Genomic DNA, 15,952 nt, shown 5'->3' with positions numbered 1-15,952 from the left:
GACCAGGGCCTTACGCCCCTGCGGCTTGCGGTTCAGACGAATCTCGAAGGCCATCGCACTCCCTGGTCAGGGATGTTGCGACGACTCCTCGAATCCGCCGGTGCCGCGGGCGGGGGTTCGGGTCGGGCCGGGTCAGGCGGGTGCGGGCGCGGGCGGCGGCTCGCGGCGCACGTCGCGGGTCCGGTCGGCCTCGCCGGAGGTCAGCTCGACCGGGGGACCGCTGAAGACCGCGTCGTCCAGCAGGCCCTCGGACCGGGCGACGAGGATGGGCACGGTGAGCTGGCCGGTGACGTTCAGCGCCGTCCGGGCCATGTCGATGACCTTGTCGATGGCGATGAGGTAGCCGACGGCCTGCAGCGGCAGGCCGACGGTCGTGAGGGTCAGCGTCAGCGCGACGAGCGCCGGGCCGGGCGTGCCGCCGGTGCCGAGCTGGCCGATCACCGCGGCCAGCGCGATCAGCGCGTAGTCGGCGATGCCCAGGTGGAACCCGGTGTACTGGGCGACGAAGACCGCCGCGACGGCCGGGTAGATCGCGCCGCAGCCGTCGAACTTGATCGTCGCGCCGAGCGGCTGGGCGAAGTTCGCGTACTCGGGCTTGACGCCGTTGCGCTCGATGGACACCCGCTGCGAGATCGGCAGCGTCGCCAGCGAGGAGGACGAGACGAACGCGAACTCGATCGCCGGCCAGGAGTTGCGCAGGAACTTCAGGGGGTTGACGCGGCCGAACACCCGCAGCAGGACGGGGTAGCCGAGCAGCAGCATGATCGCGACGGCGAGGTAGATCGCGCCGGTGAACTTGGCCAGCGGCTTCAGCGAGCTCGGGCCGTAGGTCGCCACCACCGAGGCGATCAGGAAGAACGTCCCGATCGGGGTGAGCAGGACGACCCACCACACGGCCTTCTGGATGACGAGGTAGAGGTCGTCGATGAGGCCGGTCAGCCGCTCGCCGCGCTCGCCGATCGCGATGAGGGCCGCGCCGAAGAGCACCGCGAACGTGACGACGCCGAGGACGTTGCCCTCCGCCATGGCCTTGACGATGTTGGACGGGAACAGGTTGTGCAGGACCTGCGTCCAGGTGACGGGGTCGGTCTCGGTCGACTCGTTGGCGAGCTTGCCGAGGCCCTTGCCCGGCTTGATGATCAGCGCGACGGCCAGTCCGATCGCGGTGGCGATGGCCGAGGTGACCACGAACCAGGCGAGCGTCTTGGCGGTCAGCCGGGCGACGCCGCCGACGCCGCGCAGCCGCCCGACGCTCACCACGATCGCGGCGAACACCAGCGGGACGACGACGACCTTGAGCAGGCTCACGTACACGTCGCCGAACGGGTCGAGCCAGTCCTCGGCGGTGTCGCCGCCGTCGGCGAAGTTGTGGATCAGGACGCCGGTGATGACGCCGAGGACGAGGGACAGCACGATCTGCTGCCAGAACTGCCATTTCCATACACGGAGGTTCACTGAAGGTTCTCCAGGAGCGCGCGGCGCCGCACGCCCAGGGGTGGCGGGCATGACGGCGGGAGGGTGGAAGGGAGAAGAGGGGGCGAGGGGCTGGACTCAGGCGTGACACAGCACGCTGGCGAGGCGGCACAGGTCCACGTGCAGCCGCACCACGAGCTGGACACTCTTCTCGGAGAACTTCACGGATCGCTTCAACACGAGGGTACGGAACGGGTGTTCCCGATCTCTGAGAGATCTATACCACATTGATAGGAATTAGCGAAGGGTGCGGCGGCGCGCCCGGGTCAGCACCCGCACGGTGCCGACGACGCCGAGCCCGATCAGCACCACCGGGAACGCCACGGCGGGACGCAGGATCCGCTCGGCGGAGAGGCCGTCGGCGAGGAAGATCGCCGCGACGGCGAGGAAGAACAGCCCGGTGAACGGGCCCGCGGGGTCGAACCGGCGCTTCGGCCGGCGCCCGCGTGCGGGCGCCGCGGCGCCCTCGCCGGGTACGGGCTTGTCAGGCACGGGCCACCTCCACGTCCCCCACCTTGCCCCGGATCCGCAGGACGATCTCCGGCGGGTTCGGGCTCGTGGTCGTCTCGGGCTCCAGGACCTCAAGGGCCTTGGCGTTCGGTCCGCTGGTCGTCTTCGGCCCGACCTGGAGGTCGCCGAGCAGGACCCGCGCGTCGAGGACGATGCGGGCGGTCGCCGGCGCCGTGACGCTCATCCCGCCGAGCATCACCTCGGCGTGGACGGTGATCCGCTGCCCCGGTCTGAGGGGAAGCGCCGTCAGGTCGAGGGTGCCCTGGCCGACGCCGACCTTGTACTCCTGGAAGGAACGTCCCGCGTCGGTGGGCCGCCACTCCACCTCGCCGTACTCGGCGCCCCTCGGCGCCTCGGCGGCGACCGACGTGGTCAGCAGCGCCAAGGTGAGGACGGTGCCGGCCGTGGCGAGGCCGCGGGTGCGCAGCCAGCCGCCGGTGACGAGGCCGAGGCCGATGACCGCGAGCGCGGGCGCCATCACGAGCATCAAGGAGTCCGGGGCGGGGTGGGACCGCGCGACGGGGATCATCGCGGCGCCCGCCGCCATGGCTGCCAGCAGCGTGATCGAGGCGGCGGGGGAGGCGGGGCGCCTCCGCTCGGGACGCGCCGCCGGGTAGGCCGCGGAGGCCCCCGGCCCCGCGGCGGCCGGCCGTCCGCCCGTCCACGCCGCGTCCGTTCCGGCCGTGTCCGCTTGTTCTGTGTCTGCTCGCCCTGTGTCCGTCTCGGCGATGCCCGAGGCGACGCCTGAGACGATGCCCGAGGTGACGCCCGCCGCCGTCGCGCCGATCTCGGTGGGCACGGCCGTCTCACCGGGAGCGGTGGACAGGGTGGCGGACGGGGCGTTCGCGCGGCTCCCGTACGTGGCGAGATCGACCATGCCCTCGGGGAGCCCGCCGTCCGTCCGGCGGCGGCGCGGCTCGCCCGCGCTGCCCGCCCACTGCGGCCCGTCCGGTGAAGGCCGGTGGCCCGCCAGCCGCTCGGGGACGCCCCGCGCCGCCGCCACCAGGTTCACTCCGCGCGCGTACGAGACCAGCAGCACCAGCCCGAACACCACCACGATCGTGATGGTGTCGGTGGACATCCGGCCGAACAGGCTGCCGATGACGCCGAGGCACAGCAGCGCGCCGAGGATCGTCAGCACCGCCTGCGCGTCGAACCAGCGCCGGCACAGCTGCTCGGCCGGGGACCAGCGCGCCGGGTGCGCGGGCATCAGCAGCGCCGCCGCGATGTAGAGGATGATCCCCTGCCCGTGCGCGAGGGTGAGGACGGCGAACCCGACCCGGTACACGACGGGGTCGATGCCGGTGTGGCGGCCCAGCCCGGTGCAGACACCGGCCACCACCCGCCGCTCGGGGTCGCGGGCCAGCCGCCGGTAGGCAGGCTCGCGCGGTCCGGTCGTCGCGTTCTGCTCCTCGCCCATGACCACCATCGTGTCGTGCGCGGCCCACGCGCGGTATCAGGGAGGACCCTGACCCGACCCTGACCGGAACCAGGGGCGGTCCCCTGATGCGGTCCAGACGCGTGCGTGTGACGATCGGTGCCGTGGGGGATCGGAAGGAACCATGGAAACGACGGAGGTGAACGGCGTGGCGCGGTCCGCGCCGCGGCTGGAGCGCGCCGTGAACGGGCGGCTTCTGGCCGGGGTGTGCCATGGCCTGGCCCGGCACCTCGGCGTGGACGTCCTCGTCGTGCGGGCAGCGTTCGTCCTGCTGACGGCCGCGAGCGGGCTCGGTGTCGCCGCGTACGGCGCGTTCTGGGTGCTGGTCCCGCGCGCCGAGGCGGACACGGAGGCGGGGCCGCCGCAGCGCCGCCGCGACTGGGGGCAGCTCCTGGCCTACTCGGCGGTCACCGTGGGGCTGGCGGCGCTGCCGTGGGGCACCGGGATCGTGCAGTGGGCGCTGTGGCCGTTCATCGTCGGCGGGGTCGGCGCGGCGATCCTGTGGCAGCAGGCCGACCGCGACCAGCGGCAGCGGTGGGTGCTGCCGCTGCGCCAGCGGTGGCTGCGCAGCCTGCTCGGCCTGCTGCTGGTCGTCGGCGGCATCGGCGGGTTCGTCGCGCAGAAGGTGGACGCCGGGCAGGCCCGCTCCGTCGTCATCGCCATGCTGATCATCCTGACCGGGGTCGCGGTGATCGTCACTCCGTGGGTGGTGCGGCTGTGGCAGGACCTCGACGCCGAGCGGCACGAGCGGATCCGCTCGCAGGAGCGCGCCGAGCTGGCCGCGCACATCCACGACTCGGTGCTGCACACGCTCACGCTCATCCAGCGGAACGCGCACGACACGCGCGAGGTGCAGCGGCTCGCCCGCTCCCAGGAGCGGACGCTGCGCACCTGGCTGTACGAGCCGCGCGCCGACCCCGACCGGACGTTCGCCGCCGCGATCCGCGAGACCGCCGGGGAGGTCGAGGACGACCACGGCGTGCCGATGGAGGTGGTCTGCGTCGGCGACACCGCGCTGGACGAGCGGCTCGGCGCGACGTTGCAGGCGGCGCGGGAGGCGATGGTGAACGCCGCGAAGTACGCCGAGGCGCCGTCGGTGTCGGTGTACGCGGAGGTGGCGGGCGACGAGATCGCCATCTTCGTCCGCGACCGGGGCAAGGGGTTCGACCTCGACGAGGTCCCGGAGGACAGGATGGGCGTCCGGGGGTCCATCATCGGACGTATGGAGCGCAACGGAGGCAGGGCGACGGTCCGCACCGCGCCGGGCGAGGGCACCGAGGTGCGTTTGGAGATCAGGAAGTCGTGAGCGAGACGCTGAGGCGGGTCGTGCTGGTCGACGACCACCAGATGTTCCGGACCGGCGTCAAGGCCGAGATCGGCGGCGGCGTGGAGATCGTCGGCGAGGCGGGCGACGTGGACGAGGCGGTCACCGTGATCAGGGCGGTGCAGCCGGACGTGGTGCTGCTGGACGTGCACCTGCCGGGCGGCGGCGGCATCGAGGTGCTGCGCCGCCTGCACGGCGCCGTCCGGGCGAGGTTCCTGGCCCTGTCGGTGTCGGACGCGGCGGAGGACGTGATCGGCGTCGTCCGCGGCGGCGCGCGCGGGTACGTCACCAAGACGATCTCGGGCCCGGAGCTGACCGACGCGATCGACCGGGTGGCCGGCGGCGACGCGGTGTTCTCGCCGCGGCTCGCCGGGTTCGTGCTGGACGCGTTCGCCGCCACCGACGCGCCCGCCGTCGACCCGGAGCTGGACCAGATCACCCAGCGGGAGCGGGACGTGCTGCGGCTGATCGCCCGCGGCTACGCCTACAAGGAGATCGCCAAGGAGCTGTTCATCTCGGTCAAGACGGTCGAGACGCACGTCAGCAGCGTGCTGCGCAAGCTCCAGCTGTCGAACCGGCACGAGCTGTCGCGCTGGGCGGCGGCCCGCCGCCTGGTCTGAGCCGGGGCCCCCGCGATACCGCGCCGCCGGGCCGGGCGGCCGGTCCGGATGACAGGTTCGGATGGCCGGACCCGGCCGTTTCGGGTCGGCCCGGCCCGCCGGGCGGGGCCGGACCGCTCACCTTCGGATGTCACGGTTCGCACCCGGGCGTGCGGAACACGTCACGCCCGCTTTCCGAAATCATGATCGCCTCGCGGTGGCGTCTATGGGACAGTCGCTCCCCATGACGTACCCCTCAGGTCCCGGGCAACCGGGAATCGATCCCCCGCCCCCTCCGGCGCCCCCGCCCCCGCCCCCGCAGCAGGGGGCGCCGCCTCCCATGCCCGGCGCGCCGGGCGACCCGTCCTTCCCTCCCATGCCGGGCGGCCCGTCCTATGGACCCGGTCACCGGTCCGACGCCGACCGGACCAACGGGCTCGCCGTCGCGAGCCTCGTCACCGGCCTGCTCGGCTGCTTCGGCGTCCTCGGCGCGATCCTCGGTGCGATCGCGCTGGTCCAGATCGGCAAGCGCGGCGGCAAGGGCCGCGGCATGGCCATCGCCGGGATCGCGCTGTCGTGCGTCTGGATCGTGGGCGGCGTCGTCATCTACTCCCTGGTCGGCGGTGACGACCCCGGCCCCAAGAAGGGCGGAGGGGTGGGCGCCCTGCCCAAGGTGACGGTGACCAAGCCCAAGGACGTCGACGCCAAGAAGATGAAGATCGGCGACTGCATCAACGACACCACCGGCACCTCGGCCTCCGAGCAGGCGCCGGTGGAGGTCGAGAGCGTCAAGGTCGTGTCGTGCACCGCCCCGCACGACGGCGAGGTGCTCGCCACCTTCCGGCTCACCGCCTCGACCTTCCCGAGCGAGCGGGAGCTGAGCCAGCGGGCGTCCAGCGGCTGCAAGCGGCTGATGGCCCCCCGGCTCCGGCGCGATCCCGCCGCCGCGAGCCTCGCCCGCTCCTTCTACTACCCGACGCTGGAGTCGTGGACGGCCGGCGACCGGATGGTCACCTGCGTCGCCGTTCACGCCACCAAGGGCAAGAAGCTCACCCGACGGATCCACGCCTGACGGTTCTCCCGTCCCGCGCTGGGCGGCCGGCCCGCCGCCCGGTCCTGGGGCCGGACCCGGGACGCCGGTCACGCGACCGCCCCGGTCAGTAGTCCCGAAGCTCGTAGGAGTTCACGACCTTGGTGAAGTCTTCCGGGTGCTCCCAGAACTCCGCTTCCGCGCCGTCGTCGGCGGCCCCCGGGACGAGCTGCTCCCGCATACGGTCGATGTTCGACAAGGCGAGCTTCTGGTTCTCCGTCACGAACCCGCGCAGCTCGTCCTCGTAGGCCGCGAACGCCCTCACGTGGTCGCCGTCCGCGGCCCACAGCTCGCCCGCCAGCACGTACGCGCCCACCATCGCCATGCTCGTGCCCTGCCCGGACGCGGGCGACCCGCAGTACCCGGCGTCGCCGACCAGCACGACCCGCCCCCGCGACCAGGCGTCCATGTGGATCTGCGCCAGGGCGTCGAGATGGAAGTCCGGCGCGTCCTCCATCGTCGCCAGGAGCCGCGCCACGTCCCCGCCGGCGCCGCCGAACCGCTCGGCCAGCAGCAGCTTCTGTCCCCGGACGTCACGCGGGTCGTAGGAGGCGGGCGCGTCCGACGTGCCGAAGCCCATGTACACGCGGAGCTCGGTGTTGCCGCGGACGCTCATCGCCATCGCGCCCCACTCGTTCCCCTCGACCAGGAAGGCCTGCTGCCAGCGGTCGAGGCCGAGGATGTTCGGCGCCGTCCACACGGCGACGTGGGAGCCGAGGTGGCTCACGTAGTCCTCCTCGGGCCCGAACACGAGCCGCCGGGTGTTGGAGTGCAGCCCGTCCGCGCCGACGACCAGGTCGAACGTGCGGGCGGCGCCGCCCTCGAAGACGACCCGGACCTCGTCCTCGTCCTGCTCCAGCCCCGCGATCGAGTCGTCGAAGAGGTACTCGGCGCCGTCGCCGCCCGCGGCCTTCAGCCGCCCGGCCAGGTCGTCGCGCAGGATCTCCACGTCCGGTGAGCTCAGGTCGCCGCCGCTCGCCGTCCATCCGGTGGTGCGCATCAGCTCCGCGCCGTCCGGCCCGGTCACCGACATGCCCCGCAGGTCGGTGCGCAGCCGCCGGAGCTCGCCGAGCACGCCCATCCGCTCGGCGACGTCGAGCGCGGGACCCCGCACGTCGATCGCCTGGCCGCCCGGCCGCAGCCCCGGCGCCCGCTCCACCACCGTGACCGCGCACCCGCGCCGGTCGAGCCAGTACGCCGCGGCCGTACCCGCGATGCTCGCTCCGGAGATCAGGACCCTCGTGTTCCGCATCGTCGCACTCCTTCAGGCCGTTCGAACACGTGCCTGAAGCGTCGCCGCACGGGCTGACAGGGTGCTGACAACATGGTCACGGGCGCCGCCCCCGCGCTGACAGGCGACTGATAAGGACTGGCAGGGCGGCCCCCCGCGCGGACCGCCCTGCCAGAGACCGGTCAGCCCGCCAGCTCGCCCAGCAGCCGCAGCGTCCTCGCCTCGCCGTCCGGGCCGCCGAGGCCGGTGCCGGTGACGACGACGTCGGTCGCGCCCGCGTCGAAGTAGCGGCGGATCTCCGCCGACACCGTCTCCTCGTCACCGACGACGGCCAGCTCCGCCGCCTTCGACGCGCCCTCCAGCGCGACGACCCGCTGGTACGACGGCACCTGGTCATAGAAGGCGAGGGACGCGGCGGCGGCCTCCCGGGTGGCGTCGACGTCGCCGCTGACCACGGCGGTGACGAGGGCGACGACGCGCGGAGCCGGGCGGCCAGCCCCCCGCGCCGCCGCGGTGATCGCCGGGACGATGTGCTCGCCGAGCGCCCGCGGACCGGCCAAATAGGGGAGCGTGCCGTCGGCGAGCTCGCCGGTGACGCGCAGCGCCTGCGGCCCCATCGCCGCGACCAGCAGCGGCAGCGGGGGCTCGGCGCCCGGGACGTTCGTCGGCATCGGCGGGGCCGCGGTCAGCGTCTCGCCCTGGAAGTCGGCCGTGCCGGTCTCGGTGAGCGAGCGCAGCACCGTCAGGAACTCGGCCAGCCGCTTGATCGGCCGCTCGTGCGCCACCCCGAACACCGGCTCGACGAACGCCTTGGCGCCGAGCGCGATCCCGAGGCTGTACCGGCCGTGCGTCGCCGCCTGCGCGGTCTGTGCCTGCGAGGCGACGAGGATCGGGTGCCGCGCGAAGATCGGCACGGCGGAGGTCCCGACGGCGACCCCCGGCACCTCCCGTCCCACCAGGGCCGCGAGCCCGATCGAGTCATGGTCGAAACGCTGGCCGAACCAGACCGAGTCCACTCCGGCCTCCGCGGCCCTCTTCGCCGCGGCGACGCTGTCGTCCACCCGGTTGCCCTCGGCGGACGCTTCGATGACCACTCCGATTCCCATGTGCTGATCAGCCCGTGACGCGCGTCACGTATTCCCCTGCGGCACGGGCGTTTCCGCGTGCCGGACGGTGCCGTGCACGGCGGTCAGCCCCGCATCGCGGACGTCACCATCTCGGCGAGGTGCTCGACGGTCGTGATCCCCGACCCCATCGTCGGGGTGTCGCCGCTGCACACCGCCAGGAGGAAGTCGTGCCCCGGCCCGGTGACGCGGCCGATGCTGTTCACCGCCCACCCGACGCCCTGGTGGCGCAGGGGCGTCCAGCCGTTCTTCAGCGCGACCCGCTCACCCGGCCGCGCCGCCGCGCTGACCCCCCACGCCTGTTCCTCCAGCACCGAACCCATCAGGCTGAGGACGTACTCGCGGCCGGGCGCGCCGAGCGGGCTCCGCGACGTCGCCAGGCTCCGCAGCAGGCTCACCTGGTCGGCGGGCGTCGTGATCGACGACCCCCACGACCGCGCGTACGGCGTCGTCCGCCGCAGGCCGAGGCTCCGGTTGGCCAGCGCGACGCCCGGCCCGTACCCGGACTCGGCGTACAGCGCGTCGGCGGCGACGTTGTCGCTCTCAGTGATCATCCGCGTGGCCAGCTCCCGCTCGCCGCCCGACAGGCCCCGTCCCGTCCCCTGCCGTTGCAGGAGCAGACCGGCCAGGATGTCGACCTTCATGATGCTGGCGGTGACGAACCGGCCCCTCTCGTTCTCCCCGAAGGACAGCCCCGTGCGCAGGTCCGTCGCCATCACGCCCGCCCTGCCCGGCCGTCCGCGCAGGTAGCCGCGCACCGCCGTCCGCAGCGCCGCCGCGTCGAACGGGCGCCGGCGTACGATCGCCGCCGCCGGGGCCCCCTCCGCGGCCGGGCCGCCGGGCCCCGCGACGCCCGTCCGGGCGGCCGGGCCGCGGTCCGGGCCGTCGAAGACGAACCGGCGGGCCGCCAGACCCGCCCCGGCCGTCGCCATGGCGCTCGCCGCGAGAACGAGCACGGTGAGATGGCGTCGCATCGATCCCCCGATCCGTGCGACGGCGGCCGCTCCCCGGGCCGCCATGATCATTGGCGGCCCTACCCGGCCCGGCTCGGATGATCACGCCTCGGCGAGCGCGCCGTACGGACTCTTTGCCGTCCGATGCCGTTTCGCGGGACGGCCCCGGCCCGCCGCGTGACCCCGGCGCGCGTGAACGGGGTGCGGGAGGACGGTCAGAGCGGGCAGGGCAGCCGAGCCGGGCACCCGGGCTCACAGCGCTCGGAATGCCGGGCGACCCGCCGGGCGTAGGCGGCCAGCCGCCGCCGCAGCATCGCCGCCGTGACCGTCCCGCTGCCGGGCAGGCCCGGGTCGAACGCCCCCCGCCAGCGGATCAGCGTGTCGGTGCCGCACGCCTCCAGCGTGACGTCCACGCGGTAGCCGCGCGGCGGCGGCCCGGCGAGTACGACGTACCCGTAGTGGCGCGGCGGGTCGTAGACCACGACCTCCTCGCGCCGCGGCGGGAGGAGCCGTACCGCCCCCACCCCGTTCGGGTGCTCGTCCCCCGGCCGCTCGCGCCGCGCCCGGCGCAGGAACCGGCCCCACTCGCCCCACGCCTCCACCACGCACAGATGCTTGAAGATCACCTCGGGCGCGGCGAAGGACGTGGCGGTGGCCTCGATCTGCTGCGGCATCACGACCCCCCCGAATCGGATCACCCACGCCGGTCCCGCATCGGCGCGGGTGCCGCCCGCACGCCTACGACCGGGGTTCCTTCCCTGTCCGCGGCCGATTACGGCACGTGAGGGGAGGTCTTTGCGCGGCGCCGACCCGCCGGGGCCGGCTCAGGCCGTCCCGATGACCTGGAACGACTCGGCGAGCCGCCCCTCGGCGAGCCCCGCCGCGCGCGAGTTCGCCGACAGCCAGCCGCGCACCATCCGCGGCAGCTCGTCGCCCATGCGCCCCGTCTGGCTGGCGTGCGCCCGCAGCGCGTTCACCTTCCGGTCGAACTGCTCGGTGACGTCGACGTAGTGGTTCGCCACCGGCCCGCCCGTGGTCCACACCTCGCGGACCGTCCACGCCTCCAGACCCTCGTCGGCCAGCAGCTCGGGAAAGGCGTACGGGTTGCGCGAGTCGGGGTACACCGCGTCCAGCGCCGCCGCCCCGACCGCCCGGTGGTCCGGGTGGCTCGGATAGATCCGTTCGTAGTTGCGCTCCGCGCTCGGCATCAGCACCCGGTCGGGCCGCACCTGCCGGATCACCCGGGAGATGGCGCGGCGCAGATCGAGCGTCGCCTCCACCAGCCCGTCCGGATACCCGAGAAAACGGACGTCCCCGACGCCCACGCACTTGGCCGCCGCACGCTGTTCCTCGCGGCGCAGCGCCGCCATCTCCGCCCGCGTGATCCCATCGTCGAAACCGCCCGCGTCACCATCGGTGACCATGAGGTACACCACCTCGATGCCCCGGTCGGTCCAGCCCGCCACCGCTCCGGCGGAGCCGAAGTCGACGTCGTCGGGATGTGCCATCACCGCGAGGATCCGCTGCAGCTCACTGTCGTCCAGAACGTTGGTCACAGTTTCAACCATATGCGGCTCGCTCCGGCCGCCCAACCCGTATCGCGGTGGCCGGGGGCCGAACCTCCGGGCCGGGGAAGATCGGATTGGGTCTGGGAGCCGGCGGTGTGGCGGGGTAGAGCAGAGACATGCGCAAACTCATCAACGCGCCCGCGGGAGTCGTCTCCGACGCGCTGCGCGGCATCGCCGCGGCCCATCCCTCGCTGCGGGTCGACCCGGTGGGCGGGACGGTCGTGCGGGCGGACGCGCCGCGGGCCGGGAAGGTGGCGCTCGTGTCGGGCGGCGGCTCCGGGCACGAGCCGCTGCACGCCGGGTTCGTCGGCCACGGGATGCTCGACGCGGCGTGCCCCGGTGAGGTGTTCACCTCGCCCGTCCCGGACCAGATCATCGCCGCGTCCATGGCCGTGAGCGGCGGCGCGGGCGTCCTGCACGTGGTGAAGAACTACACCGGTGACGTGCTGAACTTCCGGATGGCCGCCGAACTGGCCGAGGACGAGGAGATCGAGGTCGCCTCCGTCGTGGTGGACGACGACGTCGCGGTGGAGGACAGCACCTACACCGCGGGCCGGCGCGGCACCGGCGCCACCCTGTTCGTGGAGAAGATCGCGGGCGCGCTCGCCGAGGAGGGCGCGGCCCTCGCGGCGGTCGCGGACGCGGCGCGCGAGGTGAACGAGCGCAGCCGGTCCTTCGGGGTGGCGCTGTCGCCGTGCACCGTCCCGGCCGCGGGCGCGCCCACGTTCGAGCTCGGCGAGAACGAGATGGAGCTCGGTATCGGCATCCACGGCGAGCCGGGCCGCGAGCGCGTCGCGGCGGGCACCGCCGACGAGATCGTCGACGCGGCGCTGAGCGCGATCGACGCCGACATGCCCCTCTCCGGGGCCGAGGTGCTGCTGCTGGTGAACGGGATGGGCGGCACCCCGCTCATCGAGCAGTACATCGCGTGCGCGGCGGCGCACGGCTGGCTCGCCGCGCACGGCGCGACGGTCGCGCGGTCCCTGGTCGGGAACTACGTGACCAGCCTGGAGATGGCCGGGTGCATGGTCAGCGTGTGCCGGCTGACGCCCGAGCTGACGCGGCTGTGGGACGCGCCCGTCGAGACGCCCGCGCTGAGGTGGGGACGGTGAACGCCGCCGGCGCCGCCCGCTGGATCCGGCACACCGCCCACCTCGTCTCCGCCGACGCCGAGCGGCTCACCCGGCTGGACGCCGCCATCGGCGACGGCGACCACGGCCTCAACCTCGACCGGGGCTTCACCGCCGCCGTCGCCGCCGTCGACGCGCTCCCCGGCGATACCACGCCCGCCAAGGTGCTGATCGCCGCCGGCCGCGCGATCGTGTCCAAGACCGGCGGCGCGTCCGGCCCGCTCTACGGGACGGCGCTGCGCCGCGCGGGCAAGGCCCTCGCCGAGACCGGCGGCGACGAGCTGGACGCCGCCGCGCTCGGCGCCGCGCTCACCGCCGCGCTGGAGGGCGTCCAGGAACTCGGGCAGGCCGCCGAAGGCGACAAGACGATGGTGGACGCGCTCGTCCCGGCCGTCACCGCGTACGAGGCCGCGCTCGCGGGCGGCGCCGACATCGCGGCGTGCGCGCGCGCCGCCGCCGACGGTGCCGCGCAGGGAGCGGAGTCGACCGTCCCCTTGCAGGCGCGCAAGGGCCGCGCCAGTTACCTCGGGCCGCGCAGCGCCGGTCACCTGGACCCCGGCGCCGCGTCCACCGCCCTCATCCTGCGCGCCCTGGCCGACGTGACCATGGAAGGGGGAGGGGACGCATGGTCGGGCTCGTCGTGATCTCGCACAGCCGCACGCTCGCCGCGGGCGTCGCCGAGCTGGCCCGCGTGATGGGGGTCGGCGAGGCCGTGGTCGAACCCGCCGGAGGGGACGCCGACGGCGGCCTCGGTACCAGCATCGACCTGGTGGAACGCGCCGTCGCCGCCGCCGACCGCGGGGACGGGGTGCTGCTGCTCACCGACATCGGCAGCTCCGTCCTCACCGCCAAGACCTACCTGGAGGACGCCGCCGGGGCCGCGGTGCGGCTCGCGGACGCGCCGCTGGTCGAGGGCGCCGTCGCCGCCGCCTCGATGGCCGCGACCGGCGCCGGGCTGGACGACGTGCTCGCCGCGGCCGAGTCCGCCCGCGACCACCGCAAGACCTGAGCCGCCGGCCGAGCCCCGTCGCGGAGCGCCGTCGCGGAGGCCCGTCGCGGAGCCCCCGCCGGGCCCCGCGACGGAGTCCGTCACCGGCCCCGCCGCGTGGCCGGTCCGGGCGAGCACGCCGAAAACGTCGCCGCCGCGCCGTACACTCGCACGTGATGTCGAAGACCGAAGCTCACCCCTTGCTCGATGGCCTGAACCCGCAGCAGCGCGCCGCCGTGGTGCACTCCGGCGGCCCGCTGCTGATCGTCGCGGGCGCCGGGTCGGGCAAGACCCGCGTGCTCACCCACCGCATCGCCCACCTGCTCGGCGAGCGGGACGTCCACCCCGGGCAGATCCTGGCGATCACCTTCACCAACAAGGCCGCCGCGGAGATGAAGGAGCGCGTCGACGCGCTCGTCGGCCCGCGCTCGCGCGCCATGTGGGTGATGACGTTCCACTCGGCCTGCGTGCGGATCCTGCGCCGCGAGGCCAAGCGGCTGGGCTTCCCGACGAGCTTCTCGATCTACGACCAGGCCGACGCGAACCGCCTCATGGCGCTGGTCTGCCGCGAGCTGGACCTCGACCCCAAGCGGTACCCGCCCAAGTCCTTCAGCGCCCAGGTCTCGAACCTGAAGAACGAGCTGATCGACTACGAGACGTTCAAGAACCGCGCGTCCACCCACATGGAGCAGACGCTCGCCGAGGCGTACGAGATGTACCAGGCCCGCCTCCAGCAGGCAGGCGCCATGGACTTCGACGACCTGATCATGATGACGGTCAACCTGCTGCAGGTGTTCCCGGAGGCCGCCGAGCACTACCGGCGCCGCTTCCGGCACGTCCTGGTCGACGAGTACCAGGACACCAACCACGCGCAGTACGAGCTGGTCAGGGAGCTGACCGCGGCCGTCTCCGGCCCGGCGGGCGACGAGGGCGCCGGCCCGGCGGAGCTGTGCGTGGTGGGCGACGCCGACCAGTCGATCTACGCGTTCCGCGGCGCCACGATCCGCAACATCCTGGAGTTCGAGCGCGACTACCCCCAGGCCACCACGATCCTGCTGGAGCAGAACTACCGCTCCACCCAGACGATCCTGTCGGCGGCCAACGCGGTCATCGAGCGCAACGCCGACCGCAAGCCCAAGAAGCTCTGGTCCGACCAGGGCGAGGGCCACAAGATCACCGGCTATGTGGCCGACAACGAGCACGACGAGGCCGCGTTCGTCGCCCACGAGGTCGACAAGCTCGCCGACCGGGGCGACGCCCGTCCGGGCGACGTCGCGGTGTTCTACCGCACCAACGCCCAGTCCCGTGTCTTCGAAGAGGTGTTCATCCGCGTCGGCCTGCCCTACAAGGTCGTCGGCGGCGTCCGCTTCTACGAGCGCAAGGAGATCCGCGACCTCCTGGCCTACCTGCGCGTCCTCGCCAACCCCGAGGACACCGTCTCCCTGCGCCGCGTCCTGAACGTGCCCAAGCGCGGCATCGGCGACCGCGCCGAGGCGTGCGTCGAGGCGCACGCGTCCCGCGAGCGGATCTCCTTCTGGCAGGCGCTCCGCCGTCCCGAGGACGTCCCGGGCATGGCGACCCGCTCCAGCAACGCGGTCCGCGAGTTCGTCGCGCTGCTGGACGACCTGCGCGCCGCCGCCGAGTCCGCCACCCCCGCCGACCTGGTCGATCAGATCCTCCAGAAGAGCGGCTACCTCGCCGAGCTCCAGGCGTCCAAGGACCCGCAGGACGAGACGCGCATCGAGAACCTCCAGGAACTGGAGGCCGTCGCCCGCGAGTTCGAGGAGCGCCTCGACGGCGAGTCGGCGGAGGGCAGGCTCGCCGACTTCCTGGAGCAGGTGGCCCTGGTCGCCGACGCCGACTCCATCCCGGGCGGCGCCAAGAGCGCGCCCGTCCCGCCCGGCGAGCAGCCCGACGAGACCGAGCAGGGCGTCGTCACCCTGATGACCCTGCACACCGCCAAGGGCCTGGAGTTCCCGGTCGTCTTCCTCACCGGCATGGAGGACGGCGTCTTCCCGCACCTGCGCGCCATGAGCAACCCCAAGGAGCTCGAAGAGGAACGCCGCCTCGCCTACGTGGGCATCACCCGGGCCCGGCAGCGCCTGTACCTGTCGCGGGCCGCGATGCGCAGCTCGTGGGGCGCCCCCCAGGTGAACCCGCCGTCCCGGTTCCTCGGCGAGGTGCCGAGGACGCTCGTGGACTGGGAGCGCGAGGCGTCCTCGACGTCGTCCCCGGCGATGTCCCGGATGGCGGCGCGCCCCGGCGTCCGCTCCCCGGGCACCCGCGACGTCCCGGCCCTGTCGCCGGGAGACAAGGTCACCCACGACTCCTTCGGCCTCGGTACCGTCGTGTCGGTGGACGGCGCGGGCGACCGGGCCGCCGCGAGCGTCGACTTCGGCGGCGAGTACGGCGTCAAGCGCCTCGTCCTGCGCTACGCGCCCGTCGAGAAGCTCTGACCGCCACCGGCGGCCGGGTCGCCGACGGGGTGGAGCGCGGTCTACGACCTTGAGCGTGGCCCGCCCGG

At 73.7% G+C, this 15,952-nt stretch carries 16 protein-coding genes; 7 read left to right on the top strand and 9 right to left on the bottom strand.

Annotated elements, in window-relative coordinates; all coding sequences use genetic code 11:
• Positions 1-132: 132 nt before the first annotated feature.
• The 4 genes from E1291_RS20315 to E1291_RS20305 all read right to left on the bottom strand — a co-directional run bounded on the left by E1291_RS20315 (position 133) and on the right by E1291_RS20305 (position 3,403).
• Positions 133-1,455, bottom strand: coding sequence for a dicarboxylate/amino acid:cation symporter (locus E1291_RS20315; RefSeq protein ID WP_165495209.1), 1,323 nt, complete (start codon positions 1,453-1,455; stop codon positions 133-135).
• Positions 1,456-1,551: 96 nt separating this feature from the next.
• Complete coding sequence (locus E1291_RS45145; RefSeq protein ID WP_370771005.1) at positions 1,552-1,653, bottom strand: putative leader peptide; 102 nt, start codon at positions 1,651-1,653, stop codon at positions 1,552-1,554.
• Positions 1,654-1,710: 57 nt separating this feature from the next.
• Positions 1,711-1,965, bottom strand: coding sequence for a hypothetical protein (locus E1291_RS20310; protein ID WP_131739413.1), 255 nt, complete (start codon positions 1,963-1,965; stop codon positions 1,711-1,713).
• Entirely contained in the window at positions 1,958-3,403 is a 1,446-nt protein-coding gene (locus E1291_RS20305) for a PspC domain-containing protein (protein WP_165495208.1), read from the bottom strand. Before E1291_RS20305 ends, E1291_RS20310 begins: the two co-directional genes overlap by 8 nt.
• Positions 3,404-3,545: 142 nt before the next feature.
• Here E1291_RS20305 and E1291_RS20300 point away from each other — a divergent pair, with 142 nt between their 5' ends.
• The 3 genes from E1291_RS20300 to E1291_RS20290 all read left to right on the top strand — a co-directional run bounded on the left by E1291_RS20300 (position 3,546) and on the right by E1291_RS20290 (position 6,416).
• Positions 3,546-4,727 carry an ATP-binding protein gene (locus tag E1291_RS20300; protein ID WP_207400831.1) on the top strand — a complete coding sequence of 394 codons (1,182 nt, stop codon included), beginning with the start codon at positions 3,546-3,548 and terminating at the stop codon, positions 4,725-4,727.
• Entirely contained in the window at positions 4,724-5,365 is a 642-nt protein-coding gene (locus tag E1291_RS20295) for a LuxR C-terminal-related transcriptional regulator (RefSeq protein WP_278045274.1), read from the top strand. The genes E1291_RS20300 and E1291_RS20295 overlap by 4 nt, the downstream gene beginning before the upstream one ends.
• Before the next feature lie 319 nt (positions 5,366-5,684).
• Positions 5,685-6,416, top strand: a complete 732-nt coding sequence (locus E1291_RS20290) for a DUF4190 domain-containing protein (RefSeq protein ID WP_131739411.1) — start codon at positions 5,685-5,687, stop codon at positions 6,414-6,416.
• Positions 6,417-6,501: 85 nt separating this feature from the next.
• Here E1291_RS20290 and E1291_RS20285 read toward each other — a convergent pair whose 3' ends face one another.
• The 5 genes from E1291_RS20285 to E1291_RS20265 form a co-directional block, all read right to left on the bottom strand.
• Positions 6,502-7,686: an FAD-dependent monooxygenase gene (locus tag E1291_RS20285; RefSeq protein WP_131739410.1), complete on the bottom strand. Its 1,185-nt coding sequence runs from the start codon at positions 7,684-7,686 to the stop codon at positions 6,502-6,504.
• 161 nt (positions 7,687-7,847) lie between these two features.
• Complete coding sequence (locus tag E1291_RS20280) at positions 7,848-8,771, bottom strand: TIGR03564 family F420-dependent LLM class oxidoreductase (protein ID WP_131739409.1); 924 nt, start codon at positions 8,769-8,771, stop codon at positions 7,848-7,850.
• A gap of 83 nt (positions 8,772-8,854) precedes the next feature.
• Positions 8,855-9,763 (bottom strand): serine hydrolase, encoded by a 909-nt coding sequence (locus E1291_RS20275; protein ID WP_165495207.1) that lies wholly within the window; start codon positions 9,761-9,763, stop codon positions 8,855-8,857.
• A gap of 194 nt (positions 9,764-9,957) precedes the next feature.
• Entirely contained in the window at positions 9,958-10,416 is a 459-nt protein-coding gene (locus E1291_RS20270; protein WP_131739407.1) for an SRPBCC family protein, read from the bottom strand.
• Positions 10,417-10,566: 150 nt separating this feature from the next.
• Positions 10,567-11,310: a PIG-L deacetylase family protein gene (locus E1291_RS20265; protein ID WP_207400830.1), complete on the bottom strand. Its 744-nt coding sequence runs from the start codon at positions 11,308-11,310 to the stop codon at positions 10,567-10,569.
• A 116-nt stretch (positions 11,311-11,426) separates the two neighbouring features.
• Here E1291_RS20265 and dhaK point away from each other — a divergent pair, with 116 nt between their 5' ends.
• The 4 genes from dhaK (at position 11,427) to pcrA (ending at position 15,884) form a co-directional block, all read left to right on the top strand.
• Positions 11,427-12,422, top strand: a complete 996-nt coding sequence (gene dhaK, locus E1291_RS20260) for a dihydroxyacetone kinase subunit DhaK (protein ID WP_131739406.1) — start codon at positions 11,427-11,429, stop codon at positions 12,420-12,422.
• Positions 12,419-13,084: a dihydroxyacetone kinase subunit DhaL gene (gene dhaL / locus E1291_RS20255; protein WP_165495206.1), complete on the top strand. Its 666-nt coding sequence runs from the start codon at positions 12,419-12,421 to the stop codon at positions 13,082-13,084. Before dhaK ends, dhaL begins: the two co-directional genes overlap by 4 nt.
• On the top strand, positions 13,066-13,449 hold the full coding sequence (gene dhaM / locus E1291_RS20250; RefSeq protein WP_131739404.1) for a dihydroxyacetone kinase phosphoryl donor subunit DhaM: 384 nt from the start codon (positions 13,066-13,068) through the stop codon (positions 13,447-13,449). The genes dhaL and dhaM overlap by 19 nt, the downstream gene beginning before the upstream one ends.
• 155 nt (positions 13,450-13,604) lie before the next feature.
• The gene (gene pcrA / locus E1291_RS20245) at positions 13,605-15,884 is read left to right on the top strand and encodes a DNA helicase PcrA (RefSeq protein WP_207400829.1); all 2,280 of its coding nucleotides are present in this window, start codon (positions 13,605-13,607) and stop codon (positions 15,882-15,884) included.
• Positions 15,885-15,952: the final 68 nt, after the last annotated feature.

The organism is Actinomadura roseirufa (assembly GCF_900659635.1).
In the GTDB taxonomy this organism is placed as follows: Bacteria; Actinomycetota; Actinomycetes; order Streptosporangiales; family Streptosporangiaceae; genus Spirillospora; species Spirillospora roseirufa.
This window is presented reverse-complemented; position numbering and strand designations above follow the sequence as displayed.